Below are 14,312 nucleotides of genomic sequence, written 5' to 3' on the forward strand. Positions count from 1 at the left end.
TTATAAGATTAAATTTGATACAATTTAACGAAATTTTAAAGGAAAAATATGGTTGAAATATCACTTTTTCGTTTTGATAAAAAAATAGATTTGGAAAGTTATTATAAGCCTTATATTTATGAGCATTTTGAGTTTTTAACTTTAAGAGAGCTTTTACTAGATATTAAAAGAAACGATCCATACTTTAAATTTGGAAAAACTGAATTTGTAAAAATAAATGAAAAAATTGTAAATTTGGATGAGAATTTAGATGAAATTTTTAAAAAAACTGGCAATTTTATAAAAATCTCTGCACTTTGCCAAACTCGCTCTACAAAAGATTTGATAATTAACAATGATGATTTTATAAAAACCTATGATAGATTTAGTGAAATTTTAGGTCAAAACAATGAAAAAGAGTTTTTTTTAAAATTAGAGCCTTTGTTTTATTCAAGTAAAATAAGGGAATTTAAAGAGGATTTTTTAGGAAATTCGGCATTTGTTTTTGCAAACTATCTAATAGAAAAATTTCCTTGTAAAAAGGATGAAATTTTAAATTTAATTAAAGATGAAATAATCTATTATATAAAACCACAATTTTTACTAAAGGATCCTTTTAAAACCGATGAAATAGTAAAAAATCTAGCTAAAATGTTAAATTTAAATTTTTCAAAAAAAGAGAATATAATAAGCGATGAAGAGATAAAAAATGCAACAAAAAAAGTTGATTTTTCAAAATTTAATATCGCAGTTTATAGTGATAAAAACTTACAAAATTTGGTTAAAGTTGTAGCAAATTTAGTTAATTTTGAGCTTGAAAATGAAAATATCGGATATGATATTTTAAAATTTGATGAAAAAGTTGCTTTAAATTTGGCAGGTGAAATTTTATTTAACGCCTATGATAGCGGAGCTGATTTTTTGCTAGTAAATGATAAAAGAGCTTTTTATATGTTTGATGCACTTAGTAAAGAACTTCAAAAAGCACAAAATAGAAGTTTAAATAACTTCTATATACTGATGGCAGATGAGTTTTTATCACTTTTAAAAGGTGAAAAGATAGAGTTTAAAAATCATAAATTAGAGGTAAAAATACTATGAAATTAAAAAATAAAGTTGCTATTATAACAGGTGCAACAAGTGGAATTGGTGCAAAAATATCTGAAACCTTTATAGAAAATGGAGCTAAAGTTTTAATCATAGCAAGACATAAAAACGAAGAGTTTATTAAAACTCTTGGGAAAAATGCAAAATTTTTTAGCGCTAATATAACAGATGAAAACAGCGTAAAAGAAATTTATAAATTTGCTATAAAAAGCTTTGGAAAAATTGATATTTTGGTAAACAATGCAGGAATCACAGGTCCAACAAAACCATCATTTGAGCTTAGTTTTGATGAATGGAAAGAGGTAATAAACTTAAATGTAAATGGCACTTTTTTAATGAGCAAATACGCACTTTTAGAAATGATCAAACAAAAAAGTGGCAATATAGTAAATATCGCCTCCGTTCTTGGAATGGTTGCAAGTGAGGCTTTTAGTGTATATAGCACAAGTAAAGGTGCGATAATAGCGATGACAAAACAAGATGCTTTAAGTGTAGCAAAGTTTAATGTAAGAGTTAATTCAATATCTCCTGGAACGATAAAAACTAATGCTGTGGCAAATTTAGAAAAACAAATTGGCAAAGAGGCGTTTGATGAGATGTTTAACAAACCTCATCCACTTGGCGGTGTTGGAAACGTAGAAGATGTGGCAAATATAGCTCTATTTTTGACAAGTGATGAAGCAAAGTGGATAACAGGAGCAAATTTAGTCGTTGATGGTGGATTTACAATAAAATAAATTTATAATTACTATAAAAAAAATTTGTTGTTTTTATAATTAAATTTCAAGCTGTTTTTTGCAACGATTTCTCTACTCATGGTTTACTCTTTAAATTAAGTTTTTTATCCAAGTCAATAAGAATAATGTCTAAAAAATATTTTCTTATTGCTAAATATTCATCAAGACTCATAACCAATATACTAGTTTTGTTTTCTCCATCGTCTACAACAATATTGTCAAAAATCAAATCAGGTATGTCTTTATCTCTTTTTAAATGCATCAATATACTAGGTAGAAAAAATAAAGAGATTATACCAATAAAAATTAAGATAAATAAATATAAATTTTCTATAAAAATTTGGATAAAAATCAAAGAAAAGCAAAACAAAACTATAAAAAAAGGTATATTTTGCTTAAAGTTTCCTAAATTATCGTTGTAAAATCCATAGAACATTTGTACCGTTTTTTTAATTTTAAGTTTGCTTGATATTTTTATCTCTTTTTGAAATGATTCTTTATAACATACTATTTTATCATTTTTAAATTCTGTTATTTTGCCTTTATTTGGGTCTGTTGCAAGTCTACTAGCAAGAATAATGACAGCAAAAAAATTAAATATTTTTCTATCCGTAGGAATATCAACAATAAATAAACTAATAAAAACTAATACTAAAAAACAAAACCCACGAAAACTAGAAACATCTGGATTGTGATTTTTTATAAAAAGCGGTTCTTTATCATAATCTCTTTTATTTGAATTTGTTTTATTGTTTGAAATTTGAAAATTGTCCAAATCTGAGTTATTATTTAAATTCAAATTATCTGAGTTTAAATCATTTTCTAAATTCTTATTAGAATTTTCTTTATTATTAGAGTTATTACCTAAATTTATTTTACTTTTAGGTTTATTATTTCTAAGATACTCTCTAAGTTTTTCTCTTTTATCATCATCCAAATTTCTGCCTTTTTTGTTTTTATAAAAACTATTTTATTTTAATATTTTAAATCTTAAAAATTATTCAAATTTTATTTTAGTTTAAATGTTTTAAAAAATTTGTTGTTTTTTTATTTTTATTTACACTTTAAGTTTGGATTTTTTTAATTTTAGCTTTATCCACTTTTATGTAAATTAAAATTTGGCTCTGTTAAAATATTTTATTGATTTTTAAGCTAATTTATATTATAATTTCCTATATAAAATAGCGATAGTAAGGAGGTTTGCGATGAAAAATAAGACAACAGAGTTAGATATAATTTTACAGCTTTTTAACTCTCTTTCAAATGATGATAAAAAATCATTCATAAAAGAGATAAAAAATAAAGAAACTTCTAACAAAGTATCTATCAAAAAAGAGATTAAATATTGTCCTCATTGTAAATCTACTAAATTTGTTAAAAATGGAAAAAGTAGCAATACTCAAAGATTTTTATGTAGAGATTGTAATAAAACATTTACTACTACAAATAATACGATATTTTTTAGTGTTAAAAAAGATATAAAAACCTGGAAATTATATATTCATTGTATGATAGAAAAATATTCACTTAGAAAAACAGCTAAGATTTGTAATATTTCACTACCTACTGCATTTGCTTGGAGACATAAAATTTTAGATGCTTTGCAAATTATGATGAGTGAAGTTGAATTAAATGGAATAGTTGAAGCTGATGAAACTTTTATACCGCTATCTTTTAAAGGTAATCATAAAAATTTTAAATTGCCACGCTTAGCAAAGAAAAGAGGAACACCTGCTACTAAGCGTGGATTAAGTAGAGAGCAGGTCTGTGTAAGTTGTGGAATAAATTTAAATTGTTTATCTATTGCAAAAGTATCAAATCTTGGCAAACCTAAATTAAAAGATTTAGAAAAGGTTTTAAATGGTAAAATTATAAAAGATAGTATGTTTGTAACTGATAGTTTTAGAGCTTATTTAAAACTTGCAAAAGATATGGAGTTAAGTCATATTAGAATACCAAGAAACAAATATAAAGCTGGAACATTTAATATTCAAACTATAAATAGTTATCATAGTAGATTGAAAGCAATGATAACTTATAATTTTAAAGGTGTTTCAACTAAATATCTTAATAACTATCTTGTTTATCATAATTTTGTAAATTTTGCAAAAGACAATAAAAATGACAAAGAGATAATTCTATTTGATTTTATACAAGAGAATGATTGTATAAGTAAATCTATTAACATCGCTAATAGACCAAATATACCATTGCCAGATGTGGCTTAGAAAGGGAAACAATGACACTATGGACACAAAACAGCTTAGAGCTTGCAAATAATTATGATTATTTAGACAGATTATATTCTGTTTATCCTGTAATATCTAATATAAGAAGAAATTTAGATCAAGAAACTATTAATGAATTATCATCCATGCTTACAAGTCCGCCAAATTTTGAACGAGGTAATTTATTAAGATTATTATTAAATTTAGATATTTTTCCTATTAAAGATTCTTATGTTGCATATCTTAGACGAGATAGAAGTGCAATTGATCGCAATCCAAATACTGTATGTAGAATTGAAAATATAATTGTAAATATGGGGCTTACAAATGTTTTGAATGAGATTACTAGACCTATTGAAGCAAATAGACAAATGGGTCAACATTTTAAAAATTGGGTAAATTCTACTAATTTTAATTTTGATAAAACAGATAATATAGATGTCTTTTTAAATACAGATACGCTAATGGTTTTTATTGGCAATGATAATATTATGTTAAATTTAGCAAAAGATATTTTTGGATACACAGGGAATAAAGGAATTGATTTTATTGCAAAAAGAGGTGAAAATGTAGCAATAGGAGAAGCTAAATTTCTTACAGATTTTGGTGGTCATCAAAATGCACAACTAAACGATGCTAAAAATATTTTACTAGATGGTTCTTTTACGCCTTGCGATTATCAAATTTTTCCTATTGCAATATTAGATGGTGTATTATATATTCAAAATACAGCCACTAGAATGACTAAAAATCATATGTCTGAGTTTGTTAATAATTCAACTAATGAACTTATAATGTCTGCATTATTGCTAAGTAGTTTTGTGGTTACGTTATAATGTCTATATCTTTAAATTATGATATAAAAAAGACTGAAATTGAAATTTTAGAAAAAATAAATAGATGTTCATCAGATAAATTAAATGTTATATATTCAGATCAAAAAACTAAACTTATATATCAAGATAATTTTCAAGCAATGTCTATTTTATTAAAAACATATAATAATAAAATAGATTTAGTTTATATAGATCCCCCTTTTAATACAGGTCAGGATTTTTTTTATTCAAATTCTAGAACATCTTCAATATCTAATTCAGAAACAGATAAATTAGCATATAGTGATATTTTTGAATTAGATGATTATCTAGAATTTATTAGAGAAAGACTTTTTTTGATTCATAAATTATTAAGCGATAAAGGAACTTTATATTTACATATTGATATAAAAATGGGACATTATATTAAAATTATATTAGATGAAATATTTGGAAAAGATAATTTTTTGAATGAAATTACTCGTATAAAATCAAATCCTAAAAACTTTAAAAGAAAAGCATATGGAAATATAAAAGATACAATTTATGTCTATGCTAAAAAAAAATGTATGCAAATTTTTAATGACATATCTATAAAACTTAGCGATGAAGAGCTTTTAAAAAAATTTCCTAAAATAGACAAAAATGGCGAAAGATATACTACTGTTCCTTGCCATGCACCAGGTGAAACACTAAATGGAAACACTGGAAAAAAATGGCGTGGCTTATTACCGCCAAAAGGAAGACACTGGAGAAGCTCTCCTGATGAATTAGAAATGTTAGATAAAACAGGTTTAATAGAATGGTCAAAAACAAACAACCCTCGCATTAAAAAATATGCAAAAGATCACAAAGGAAAAAAAATACAAGATATTTGGGGTAATTTTAAAGATCCACAATATCCAAAATACCCAACTGAAAAAAATTTAGAAATGTTAGAGCTTATTGTAAAGCAATCGTCTAATGAGAATTCTATTATAATGGATTGTTTTTGTGGTAGTGGCTCCTTTTTAATTGCAGGTTTAAAAAATAATCGTAATGTTATCGGAATAGATATAAGTGAGCAAAGTATGAAAATTTCAAAGCAAAATATTATAAAATAAAAATTTAATTTTTTAATAAAATCAATAAAATATTTTAACAGAGCCTAAAATTTTATTATAAATAAAAATAGAATTAAAACATAAAAAATATATTACCAAATATAAAAAAATCATATTCAAAACATATAAAATTTGCATAAAAATAAAAGACCCAAGGTATTATGAATAAAAAATAATTTATACTAGAAATTTTTAAAAATAAAAATATGAAAAAAGCCATCATAGCAACGATGAAAAGCAAAACATTTATATATGAAAAATCAATAAATTTAAGCTTAATAAATACAATAAAACAACCAAATAGCATATAAAATAAATGGTGATTAATTTTTATATTACTTGATAACATTGATATATCAAGTTCGATTTTACTTTTATCAACGAAGGTCCAAAAAATCAAAATTGGGAAAAAAGCATAATAAGTAATAAAATCCAAAGACCAAATAGTAAAAAAGCCTCATTGCTACTAAAAACATAAGGAAATTTAAAAATATCTATATTAAAAAATAAAATAAAATAGGCCAATAATAAAATATAAGTAAATATATTATGCTTTAAAATTTGTGAAAATTTTAAACAAGTAAATTATTTCTTATTAGAATATATTTCGGTAAAAAAGGCATTAAATACTGTTCTTAGCAAAACAAAATCCTTATTTTATACTTTATAAATATCAAAAAGTTGTAAAATTTGGAGCTTTTTATCTCTTTCATTTCTTTTTCAAAAACATTATCAAAAAAAACCCACTTATTTACCTTTTATAAATTTAGCCTTTTTAATAAACTAAAACTAAATATTTATATTAAAAGTATTTTTATCACATAACTTCTTTTATCGTTATTTAATTTTTTACAACCTCAGCCATTACATAACTGCATTATATCCAGTAAATAAATACGCAGTTGTAGTATTGTCATCACAATGAATGACAATATTATATCTTTTGCCATAAATATAATTTTTATAAATATAACTTTTATTATGTTTTTTGAAATTTTCTTTTTCTAAAATATCTAAATTAAGGTTATTTTTCTTTAGATAATCTAAAAAATCCTTTGTAATGTTATTGTCTGTTTTATTTGCATTGCTATATATCAAATAACTTATAAATTTGCTTGGTCTTTTGTAGTAGATATGATAGACACTATAAGAAAAATAAATGAGCAAAAATAAAATTGTAACTGTTAATCCAAAATATGATATTTTATATGATTTTGTTTTTACAGACAGCAATAAATATAAAAATAAAAAAAGTAGTGTATATAAAAAATAATTTAAAAAAGAGTAATCTATAAAAGTGTCAAAAATAGCTAAAAAACCAAATATTATAAATAGAAAGAAAGATATGTTTTTTACAAATTTTTGTAAATTAAATTTCAAAACAACCAATATTCATACTCCTTAAAGTTTTGCAGCTTTTAGCTATTATATTAAATTTTGCCACTGTCTCTCATAAAAATATTCTCTTTAAATTTATTTCTCATCATTTTAACAAATCCAGCTTTAAAATATCATACAATAGTGGTCTAATTCTTGTTATGCCTTAGATAGCTCTTTAAAGCAGTATTAATTCTTTTGTATTTAACCTTGTTTTTTCTTATTTATCATTTAAAACAATATATTTTTTAGTTTTATTTAAATTTATCCCTGTTTTATCTAAAAGGTATGTTTTTAACTCGTTAAACTCATCATTGCTACCTATTGTTACTGAAATTTGAGTATTTTTTGTATATATTATAATGCTATCATACAATATAAATCTAAATTTAAATTTGAAAAATAAAAAAACTATAAATTTGCATATCGGAATAATAAAAATCGCCAATGCTGTTAATAAAAGTTGTTTTATATATTCCTCGTTTGCTATACAGTATAAAAAAAGCATAATCAATAAAACTAAACCGCAAAACAGATAAAATAGCTTGCTATCTAAAAGTTTTTTAGACCAACCTTGATTAATCATAGCTTTATAATCTCTTAAATAAATAGCTCTTTTTATCTCTATAATATCGTCAGTTTTTATGAGTTTTGTTGTTTTTCCATTCTCTTTTATTTCAATTGTGTTTGATTTAAACCATATATATTTTTTGTTGTAAATACATTGCTTGATATAAAATAATAAATATGACGACCCAAGAATTGGAAAAATTAAAAAAAGCTTTTAAAATTATCTTCACTTGGATAAAAAATGCAAATTAATATGAGATAAAAAAATAAAGCTATAAACATAATGAGAAAATACATATCTTTTTTATTTTTTATAATAAGTGGATGGACATTATAGTTTGTATTAGATGGTACTAAATTTAGCATTATATATTTCTTTGATAAATTTTATTGTAATTTAAATTTAGCTTATTATTAGACATAAAAATTATATTTTTAAATATTTCTAAAAAATCTTTTTTATCACTCAAATTCTAGCCTTTGCCGTTTTTATAAAAACTAATATTCATCTTGCTCTTTGAACTCTTTTAGAGCTTGGATGAAAAAATCTTGCGTATCATCTTTAATCATAAAATCTCTTTCAAATTCTATCTGGGTATATGAGTTGTATTTGGCGTGTTTTTTAAAAAGTTTGCCAAGTTCATTTATGATTTTTAGTGCTAATCTTGGGAGTTTGCTAGCATAATAAACTTCTTTACAGTTGGCACAAATAAATTCATCTTGCTTAACCGAAATTATAAGAACTTCGGTTATTTTTTTACATTTTGGGCATACAAAAACAACTTTGGCGTTATTTATAAGAATCCTTAGTTATAAAGTTTGATAAAAATTATAGCTAAGAATTTTATATTTCCAACTTAACAATGAAATTTAAGAAAGGGAACTTGATGAAAAACACTACACTCGCAAGAGCTGTTAAGCGAAAGACAAAGTATGATTTAAGAGCGTGTTGCCAGATAAACAAACTTAGTCTTAGTAGCTTGTATAAGGGTTATGTAAGCAAAAGAGCTATGAAAATACTACAAAGAGATGGGATAAAAGTAGATAATTATGTGGCTAAGCAGTAAAGAAGCAGTTGAAATTTTGGGCGTAAATTTAAGAAAACTACAAAGAGTAATTTCAAAAGCACAAAAACAAAACCAAAAAATTTTGACCATTTATACGAAAATAATTTCGTATAAAATGACTGACGGCGTAGGTCGTGGTGGTAAAACTCTCTGAATTTGGATTGACGATGTTCAATTAGATGGTCGTGATGGATTCTCAAGCGACTATGCATCAAATAACGGTATTGGCGAAAACGATGGTAAGCTGGATAATGTGCATGATAGTGGCTATGGTGTGGTAGATACCAGAAGTTATGAGTTAGTAAATCGTGGCGAACCAGCCCCCTAGTCATTGTGGTCGTGGTAGCGTGAGCGGTAACGAGAACCTAGGTGATGCGGTGCATGATAGCATGATTAGTGATAGCACTCAGCTAAATTTAGAGCCTTTAGACACAAATAAAAAGGCTTTAAATTTAGATGATAAATGCAGTGTGTGGTGGAAGTTATAGCGTAGGCGGTAGTGAGTGCGGTTGCGTGGGTGTCATGGCAAGCGGCGTAAGATCTAACAAAAAACCTTAAATGAAAATCAAAAATTAATAACGAAGTTAAAAACATAACCGCCGAAGAGGTTAAAAAAGCTAAAAAAGAGTATCAAAAAACTCATATAACTCCTACAAAGAACTATATCAAGTCTTTAAGAGATGAAAAAGATGCTTACTATAAAGAAGTTGCTAAACAAAACTTAGATGAGAAAATGAAAGCTAAAAATAGTGTGATTAAGAAAGAAAGTGCGGCGAAAAAAGTAGAGGTTGAAGATAACAGTGGCGGGGAGATTTATCTGCCTGATATAAATGAAGTTTTAAAAGAATTTGTGGGATAAAACCACTTCTTAAAGGTTTTTTAAAAGGCTTTTAAAAAGTGTTTAAATATTTGGGTCACAAATACCAACTCAAAGTTACAACAACAGCCCTCACGAGCAACTTTTCGCTCGTATTTGCTTATGGGGGGGATAATGATGAGTTTGTAAATCCCTTGTTCGCATAAAAATAACAGCCCTCACGATTAATTTATGTGAAAAAGAACAGCCCAAAGGATTACTTTTTGCTGGTATTTGCTTAAGGAACAAAAAATATGAGGATTTATAAAAAATTTAGGAGTTTAAAATGATAGATGAAGCAACCAAACAAGCTTACGCGGAGTATGAAAAAAATGGTGGAAGTTTTAGAAAGTTAGGAGCACTTCTTAAAATGAACCAAGCTTATGTTTCAATGGCGTTTAATGGCTGGGGGGATTATGATTTAAGTAGTGAGAGTAAGGCTGTAGCTGAGAAAAAAATAATAGATTTCTTTAACTCAAAAAGGCTTGATATATCAAACCAGTATGATGAAATTTGTAAAAATGATAAGATTTTACCATTTACAAATACGATCATAATAATGGCAAGTATTATAAAGGCTATAAAACAAAGAGCTTTATTAAAAATCATAGAGGAAAAAGTGGCACTGGTAAAACAACAGCTATAAAGGCTTTTAAAGAGTATTTAAAGGATTTAGATATTAATGCTTGCTCAAATTGCCAAAATAACAGCCCTTGCGAGTGTTTTTTAGTGCGTGATTTGTTATGCAAGTTAAATATTAAGGATCTAAAATGACTGAGAAACAGCGTATTTTAAGAAAAAATTTACTAGCTAGAATCCACACAAATAGCAAATATAAAGAACTTGTTAGAGTTGATGCGTGGGAAAGTTGGCTAGACGTTAGATTTGGTGTAAGTAGTTCGGCTCTTTTATCTATAGATGAGCTTAATAAAACCTTGGATATGTTAATAAATGATAAGTTTAAGGAGTGTGAGCCTGATATTTTAGGTAGAAATTTAGTAAAAAACTCTAAAATTATAAATAATTTGACTAAGAACAAAACTAAAAAAATAACTCAAAAACAATATATCTACATAAAGCACCTTGCAAATAGGCTTAATTTTAGTGATGAAAAATTAATGGTCTTTGTGGCAAGACAGATCAAAGTTTTAATAAGACTTGATAGCCAACTTAAAAGAATAAGCTTAAATGATGCAAGGCGTATCATCACAGGCTTAGAAAAAATGTGCAAATTTTATAAGAAATAAAAATGAAGCCATGTGATAAAAACTTACCAAATAAAGCGTATTGCAAAGACTATAGTGAATGCTTTTTAGAGATAACTTGCTGGCCCAATAAAAGGAGATAAAGATGATCTGTCCATATTGTGCTAATGAAAAAACAAATGTCATCGCTACTGTTAAAGGGCTAGTTAATGAAAGGTTTAGAAAATGCCCAAAATGCGGTAGGACTTTTAGCACAATCGAAAAAATAAAAGTAAAAGATGATGAATTAATCGAGTATGAAAAGGTGGTTAAAGGGAGTTTAAAGGGTAGCTAATCCCTAGTTAAACGCTTTTTAAAAGTTAAGTTTATATAATAGAAAAATATGAGTAAGCTAAAATTAAATATAGACGAACAAATAACTAATATGAAAAGCAAAGGTATTAAATTTAATATAATAACTGAAAATGAAGCCAAACATCTTTTAGAGTATTCAAGTTATTATTTTAAAATAAAGTCTTATTGTAGAAACTATCAAAAAATAAATGATAAATATATAAATTTAGAATTTGCTTATTTGTATGAATTATCAAAAATAGATATGTATCTTAGAAGAATTATTATAGACATATCATTAAATATTGAACACACACTAAAAACAGCTATACTTAGAGACTTTAATATGCTTCCTAGCAATGGAGAAGATATAGTAAATGGGTTTTTAAACTCAAGATATGGGCGAAGTACAAGAGATTATATAAATCGACAAAGGGGCGATGAAAGTGTATCAAACAGGTTAATAACTAATAATACACCACCAAATATGCCTTTTTGGGTTTTAGTAGAAGTTATACAATTTGGTGATTTAAGAAAATTATATAAATATTTTTATCAAAGATTTGCTAGGTTTAAAAGTGTAAGAGATAGGAGAGAACTAGATAAAATGATATTTTCTACAAAAAGTTTAAGAAATTTAGCAGCACATAATAATTGTATAATCACAAATATATTTGATAATAGTGCTAGACTTCCAATTTGTAAAGATGAATTAACACCTTTTAAAATGCAAATAGAAAAAAACTTAAATGATTCAATAGATGAAACTTTAAAAAATAGATATATAGGTGACTTTTTGATGATGATGTGGTTAGCTATGAGAATAATCAAAAGTGATGGTTTAAAAAATCATATAAAAATGAAAATAAGTGAATTTTTCAAAAAAACATGTATGAGTAAAAAACGAAAAAGATATTTTTTTAAAAATCGTAGATTTAGAGATAGGGTTTGTTTAATTTATAGAAGTTATAAAACATTAAGCAATATTTAATGCTTTTATGTATATAATTATACTGATGTTTGTTGGCTAATGATACGTTCAAGGCTAACTATTGGTGCGAGGTATATCTTCGCACCTGAATTTTAATCCCCTTTTAATAAATCATCTTCAATATGCTCTAAAATATCATTTTTTAAATTTCTTTCTAAATTTCCGTTTTTATCAACTGATAAAAAAGGTCTTGCAGGAATGCCCTTTTTAGCTGAGCCAAACTGATGTGTTAAGCCATATGGAAAACCGCGTGATTTTGCATAGCTCTCAACCACAACGCTTTTATTATCAACTCTAACACCCCAGCTATCTTTTAAATTTGAGCTTTCTATTAAAATTCTTTTATCGCCATAAACCCCATAACGCTTTAAAAAGCCACTTTTTAAAGACTTGCCACCTTTTTTAAAAGCTTTAGTTTTTCCACCTGCATAGCTAAATGCGGTATTTGATGATATTGGCTTCCACTTCTGATTAAATGGGCTAATTTCATTTTCAAAACTTTCATCAATGCAAGAGCGCACCATCTCACCGATTGCCCTTAAAGTAGGCTTTAAATTCTTGGTTTTTTTCTCTAAGCTTAAAAGGCTTTTTTGAATATCTTCAATGCCTGTTATTTTAACTCCCATATTTATCCTTTTTTGGTATAATCGTTCGAAATAGCGTGAAGGTGTGAAGCTTAAAAGCAGGTAACCACAGAATGAAAAGTTCGATGTTGTGGGTTCAAATCCCACCCACGCTATTTAGTTTAACTATTAATTCTTTTTTTATTGCCAGTAAATGTCTTCTTTATCCACCTTATCAAGCGTAATTATATAATTATCAGTTTTATTATGGCATAATAATGATTGTAAATCTGCTGATTGATGATCGCAATGAAGTAGCCGATAGGTGCCTTGAAAAAGGATCGGACCTGTATTGTAGGTGCAACTCTCCTACCGTCAGCGGATTTTAATAAAATTAGCGTCATCTTTACTTGTTTTATCTACTTTCTGGCTGTTACCATATAGTTTGTAACTCCAAATTTCTTTAAATTATAATTTAAATCAACTACTATTTTATTTATCTTTTTAGCATCTTTTTCATCATCAAACCAAAATATTATATTTTTCTTATCTATATCAATGCTTACAGGAGTATTTTCATCATCCAAAATTTTAACAATTTTTCTTATTTCATCAATTCTTAAATCTTAATTATAAATACCTTTTCGCTCTGGTCCAATGTGTAAAATGCCCTTTTTATCACCCATTATGTATTTAGTTTTAGTATCTATTTTTAAAATCTTAGCTATTTTATTTATTAAAAAATTGGATAAAACACCTAGCTGAAAACTATCAATAGGCAATTTTAAATTCTTTTTAATCAAAAGCTCATATATGGCATTATCAAGTCCTTTTTGCCAAATATAAAGATCTCTTTTTTTATCAAATTCTTTTATGGCAGTTTCTAAATTAGAGTTTTTAATTAAATTTAAAACTTTTTTAGCTTTTTGTTTAAAAGCACTGTCTAACGCACTCATATCATAACTAAAATCATCATGGCTGACATTTGGCAAAGGCCACTAAATGGCTTTAAACCTTTTTCTAAAAGCATTAAAATAGGACTTGAAAGAAGTATAAATATAGATGATTTCCCGCTTATAAGAGTGGTGCCAAATGATAATGAACTTGACACATTTGATGGGTGAGCTGAGGATATTTATTTTAGCATTTATTTGGGTGATAGTAATGATGAGAATTTAGAACTTTGTCTTAAAAAACTTTATGAGTTAGAAGCAAGTATTAAGTTTAGACTGCATAATTATCAATTTAGTGATGGTGGATTGCTCCGATTTATAAAAACTTCTGGGAGTGATGAATTAAAGCACTATACTTTATTAAGGATTGATTTTAAGCGTGAGAGTATGAGGCTATTTTAGGGGGATTACCCCCTTGTAAAAACCTA

Annotated in this window: 20 protein-coding genes; 14 read left to right on the forward strand and 6 right to left on the reverse strand. The window is 26.2% G+C overall.

The window, feature by feature from the left end; genetic code table 11:
- Positions 1-48 precede the first annotated feature (48 nt).
- Positions 49-1,080, forward strand: a complete 1,032-nt coding sequence (locus CURT_RS05960; RefSeq protein WP_018713874.1) for an HdrB C-terminal domain-containing protein — start codon at positions 49-51, stop codon at positions 1,078-1,080.
- Positions 1,077-1,823 (forward strand): SDR family NAD(P)-dependent oxidoreductase, encoded by a 747-nt coding sequence (locus CURT_RS05965; protein ID WP_018713873.1) that lies wholly within the window; start codon positions 1,077-1,079, stop codon positions 1,821-1,823. Before CURT_RS05960 ends, CURT_RS05965 begins: the two co-directional genes overlap by 4 nt.
- A gap of 76 nt (positions 1,824-1,899) precedes the next feature.
- Here the strand turns inward: CURT_RS05965 and CURT_RS05970 are convergent, their stop codons facing one another.
- Positions 1,900-2,760, reverse strand: a complete 861-nt coding sequence (locus tag CURT_RS05970; protein ID WP_018713872.1) for a hypothetical protein — start codon at positions 2,758-2,760, stop codon at positions 1,900-1,902.
- 268 nt (positions 2,761-3,028) lie between these two features.
- Here CURT_RS05970 and CURT_RS05975 point away from each other — a divergent pair, with 268 nt between their 5' ends.
- The 3 genes from CURT_RS05975 to CURT_RS05985 are packed head-to-tail and all read left to right on the forward strand — an operon-like array spanning position 3,029 to position 5,969.
- The gene (locus tag CURT_RS05975; protein ID WP_018713961.1) at positions 3,029-4,051 is read left to right on the forward strand and encodes an IS1595 family transposase; all 1,023 of its coding nucleotides are present in this window, start codon (positions 3,029-3,031) and stop codon (positions 4,049-4,051) included.
- A gap of 11 nt (positions 4,052-4,062) precedes the next feature.
- Positions 4,063-4,887 carry a hypothetical protein gene (locus tag CURT_RS05980; RefSeq protein ID WP_018713960.1) on the forward strand — a complete coding sequence of 275 codons (825 nt, stop codon included), beginning with the start codon at positions 4,063-4,065 and terminating at the stop codon, positions 4,885-4,887.
- A complete protein-coding gene (locus CURT_RS05985; protein ID WP_115651837.1) occupies positions 4,887-5,969 on the forward strand; it encodes a site-specific DNA-methyltransferase in 1,083 nt (360 codons plus the stop codon). Before CURT_RS05980 ends, CURT_RS05985 begins: the two co-directional genes overlap by 1 nt.
- A gap of 864 nt (positions 5,970-6,833) precedes the next feature.
- On the opposite strand, the gene CURT_RS05990 is transcribed toward CURT_RS05985, so the two are convergent.
- Both CURT_RS05990 and CURT_RS05995 read right to left on the reverse strand, forming a co-directional pair.
- A complete protein-coding gene (locus CURT_RS05990; RefSeq protein ID WP_018713719.1) occupies positions 6,834-7,358 on the reverse strand; it encodes a hypothetical protein in 525 nt (174 codons plus the stop codon).
- 208 nt (positions 7,359-7,566) lie between these two features.
- On the reverse strand, positions 7,567-7,854 hold the full coding sequence (locus tag CURT_RS05995; RefSeq protein WP_169478844.1) for a hypothetical protein: 288 nt from the start codon (positions 7,852-7,854) through the stop codon (positions 7,567-7,569).
- 949 nt (positions 7,855-8,803) lie between these two features.
- Here CURT_RS05995 and CURT_RS06000 point away from each other — a divergent pair.
- The 7 genes from CURT_RS06000 (at position 8,804) to CURT_RS06025 (ending at position 12,368) form a co-directional block, all read left to right on the forward strand.
- The gene (locus CURT_RS06000) at positions 8,804-8,983 is read left to right on the forward strand and encodes a hypothetical protein (RefSeq protein WP_018713715.1); all 180 of its coding nucleotides are present in this window, start codon (positions 8,804-8,806) and stop codon (positions 8,981-8,983) included.
- Positions 8,967-9,137 carry a hypothetical protein gene (locus CURT_RS06005; protein ID WP_018713714.1) on the forward strand — a complete coding sequence of 57 codons (171 nt, stop codon included), beginning with the start codon at positions 8,967-8,969 and terminating at the stop codon, positions 9,135-9,137. The genes CURT_RS06000 and CURT_RS06005 overlap by 17 nt, the downstream gene beginning before the upstream one ends.
- 579 nt (positions 9,138-9,716) lie before the next feature.
- Complete coding sequence (locus tag CURT_RS09460; protein WP_018713712.1) at positions 9,717-9,842, forward strand: hypothetical protein; 126 nt, start codon at positions 9,717-9,719, stop codon at positions 9,840-9,842.
- A 283-nt stretch (positions 9,843-10,125) separates the two neighbouring features.
- Entirely contained in the window at positions 10,126-10,485 is a 360-nt protein-coding gene (locus CURT_RS06010; protein ID WP_018713711.1) for a hypothetical protein, read from the forward strand.
- 124 nt (positions 10,486-10,609) lie between these two features.
- Positions 10,610-11,086, forward strand: coding sequence for a phage protein GemA/Gp16 family protein (locus CURT_RS06015; RefSeq protein WP_018713710.1), 477 nt, complete (start codon positions 10,610-10,612; stop codon positions 11,084-11,086).
- Positions 11,087-11,189: 103 nt separating this feature from the next.
- Entirely contained in the window at positions 11,190-11,378 is a 189-nt protein-coding gene (locus CURT_RS06020) for an NrdR family transcriptional regulator (RefSeq protein ID WP_018713709.1), read from the forward strand.
- Between the two features lie 48 nt (positions 11,379-11,426).
- Entirely contained in the window at positions 11,427-12,368 is a 942-nt protein-coding gene (locus CURT_RS06025; RefSeq protein WP_018713708.1) for an Abi family protein, read from the forward strand.
- Between the two features lie 92 nt (positions 12,369-12,460).
- On the opposite strand, the gene CURT_RS06030 is transcribed toward CURT_RS06025, so the two are convergent.
- From CURT_RS06030 to CURT_RS06040, 3 genes are all read right to left on the reverse strand, one after another.
- Positions 12,461-12,994: a phage virion morphogenesis protein gene (locus tag CURT_RS06030; protein WP_018713707.1), complete on the reverse strand. Its 534-nt coding sequence runs from the start codon at positions 12,992-12,994 to the stop codon at positions 12,461-12,463.
- A 356-nt stretch (positions 12,995-13,350) separates the two neighbouring features.
- The gene (locus CURT_RS06035; protein ID WP_018713706.1) at positions 13,351-13,518 is read right to left on the reverse strand and encodes a hypothetical protein; all 168 of its coding nucleotides are present in this window, start codon (positions 13,516-13,518) and stop codon (positions 13,351-13,353) included.
- A gap of 39 nt (positions 13,519-13,557) precedes the next feature.
- Positions 13,558-13,887, reverse strand: coding sequence for a hypothetical protein (locus tag CURT_RS06040; protein ID WP_018713705.1), 330 nt, complete (start codon positions 13,885-13,887; stop codon positions 13,558-13,560).
- A gap of 18 nt (positions 13,888-13,905) precedes the next feature.
- Here CURT_RS06040 and CURT_RS06045 point away from each other — a divergent pair, with 18 nt between their 5' ends.
- Complete coding sequence (locus tag CURT_RS06045) at positions 13,906-14,055, forward strand: hypothetical protein (RefSeq protein WP_018713704.1); 150 nt, start codon at positions 13,906-13,908, stop codon at positions 14,053-14,055.
- A 27-nt stretch (positions 14,056-14,082) separates the two neighbouring features.
- Positions 14,083-14,286, forward strand: a complete 204-nt coding sequence (locus CURT_RS06050) for a hypothetical protein (RefSeq protein WP_018713703.1) — start codon at positions 14,083-14,085, stop codon at positions 14,284-14,286.
- Positions 14,287-14,312: the final 26 nt, after the last annotated feature.

Source organism: Campylobacter ureolyticus (genome assembly GCF_013372225.1).
Taxonomy (GTDB): Bacteria; Campylobacterota; Campylobacteria; order Campylobacterales; family Campylobacteraceae; genus Campylobacter_B; species Campylobacter_B ureolyticus.

Excerpts from the sequence above, each read along its gene's own strand:
- CURT_RS05960 (WP_018713874.1), top strand. The coding sequence starts at position 49 with ATGGTTGAAATATCACTTTTTCGTTTTGATAAAAAAATAGATTTGGAA.
- CURT_RS05965 (WP_018713873.1), top strand. The coding sequence starts at position 1,077 with ATGAAATTAAAAAATAAAGTTGCTATTATAACAGGTGCAACAAGTGGA.
- CURT_RS05975 (WP_018713961.1), top strand. The coding sequence starts at position 3,029 with ATGAAAAATAAGACAACAGAGTTAGATATAATTTTACAGCTTTTTAAC.
- CURT_RS05980 (WP_018713960.1), top strand. The coding sequence starts at position 4,063 with ATGACACTATGGACACAAAACAGCTTAGAGCTTGCAAATAATTATGAT.
- CURT_RS05985 (WP_115651837.1), top strand. The coding sequence starts at position 4,887 with ATGTCTATATCTTTAAATTATGATATAAAAAAGACTGAAATTGAAATT.
- CURT_RS05995 (WP_169478844.1), bottom strand. The coding sequence starts at position 7,854 with ATGCTTTTTTTATACTGTATAGCAAACGAGGAATATATAAAACAACTT.
- CURT_RS06000 (WP_018713715.1), top strand. The coding sequence starts at position 8,804 with ATGAAAAACACTACACTCGCAAGAGCTGTTAAGCGAAAGACAAAGTAT.
- CURT_RS06005 (WP_018713714.1), top strand. The coding sequence starts at position 8,967 with ATGTGGCTAAGCAGTAAAGAAGCAGTTGAAATTTTGGGCGTAAATTTA.
- CURT_RS09460 (WP_018713712.1), top strand. The coding sequence starts at position 9,717 with ATGAAAGCTAAAAATAGTGTGATTAAGAAAGAAAGTGCGGCGAAAAAA.
- CURT_RS06010 (WP_018713711.1), top strand. The coding sequence starts at position 10,126 with ATGATAGATGAAGCAACCAAACAAGCTTACGCGGAGTATGAAAAAAAT.
- CURT_RS06015 (WP_018713710.1), top strand. The coding sequence starts at position 10,610 with ATGACTGAGAAACAGCGTATTTTAAGAAAAAATTTACTAGCTAGAATC.
- CURT_RS06020 (WP_018713709.1), top strand. The coding sequence starts at position 11,190 with ATGATCTGTCCATATTGTGCTAATGAAAAAACAAATGTCATCGCTACT.
- CURT_RS06025 (WP_018713708.1), top strand. The coding sequence starts at position 11,427 with ATGAGTAAGCTAAAATTAAATATAGACGAACAAATAACTAATATGAAA.
- CURT_RS06030 (WP_018713707.1), bottom strand. The coding sequence starts at position 12,994 with ATGGGAGTTAAAATAACAGGCATTGAAGATATTCAAAAAAGCCTTTTA.
- CURT_RS06040 (WP_018713705.1), bottom strand. The coding sequence starts at position 13,887 with ATGAGTGCGTTAGACAGTGCTTTTAAACAAAAAGCTAAAAAAGTTTTA.
- CURT_RS06045 (WP_018713704.1), top strand. The coding sequence starts at position 13,906 with ATGGCTGACATTTGGCAAAGGCCACTAAATGGCTTTAAACCTTTTTCT.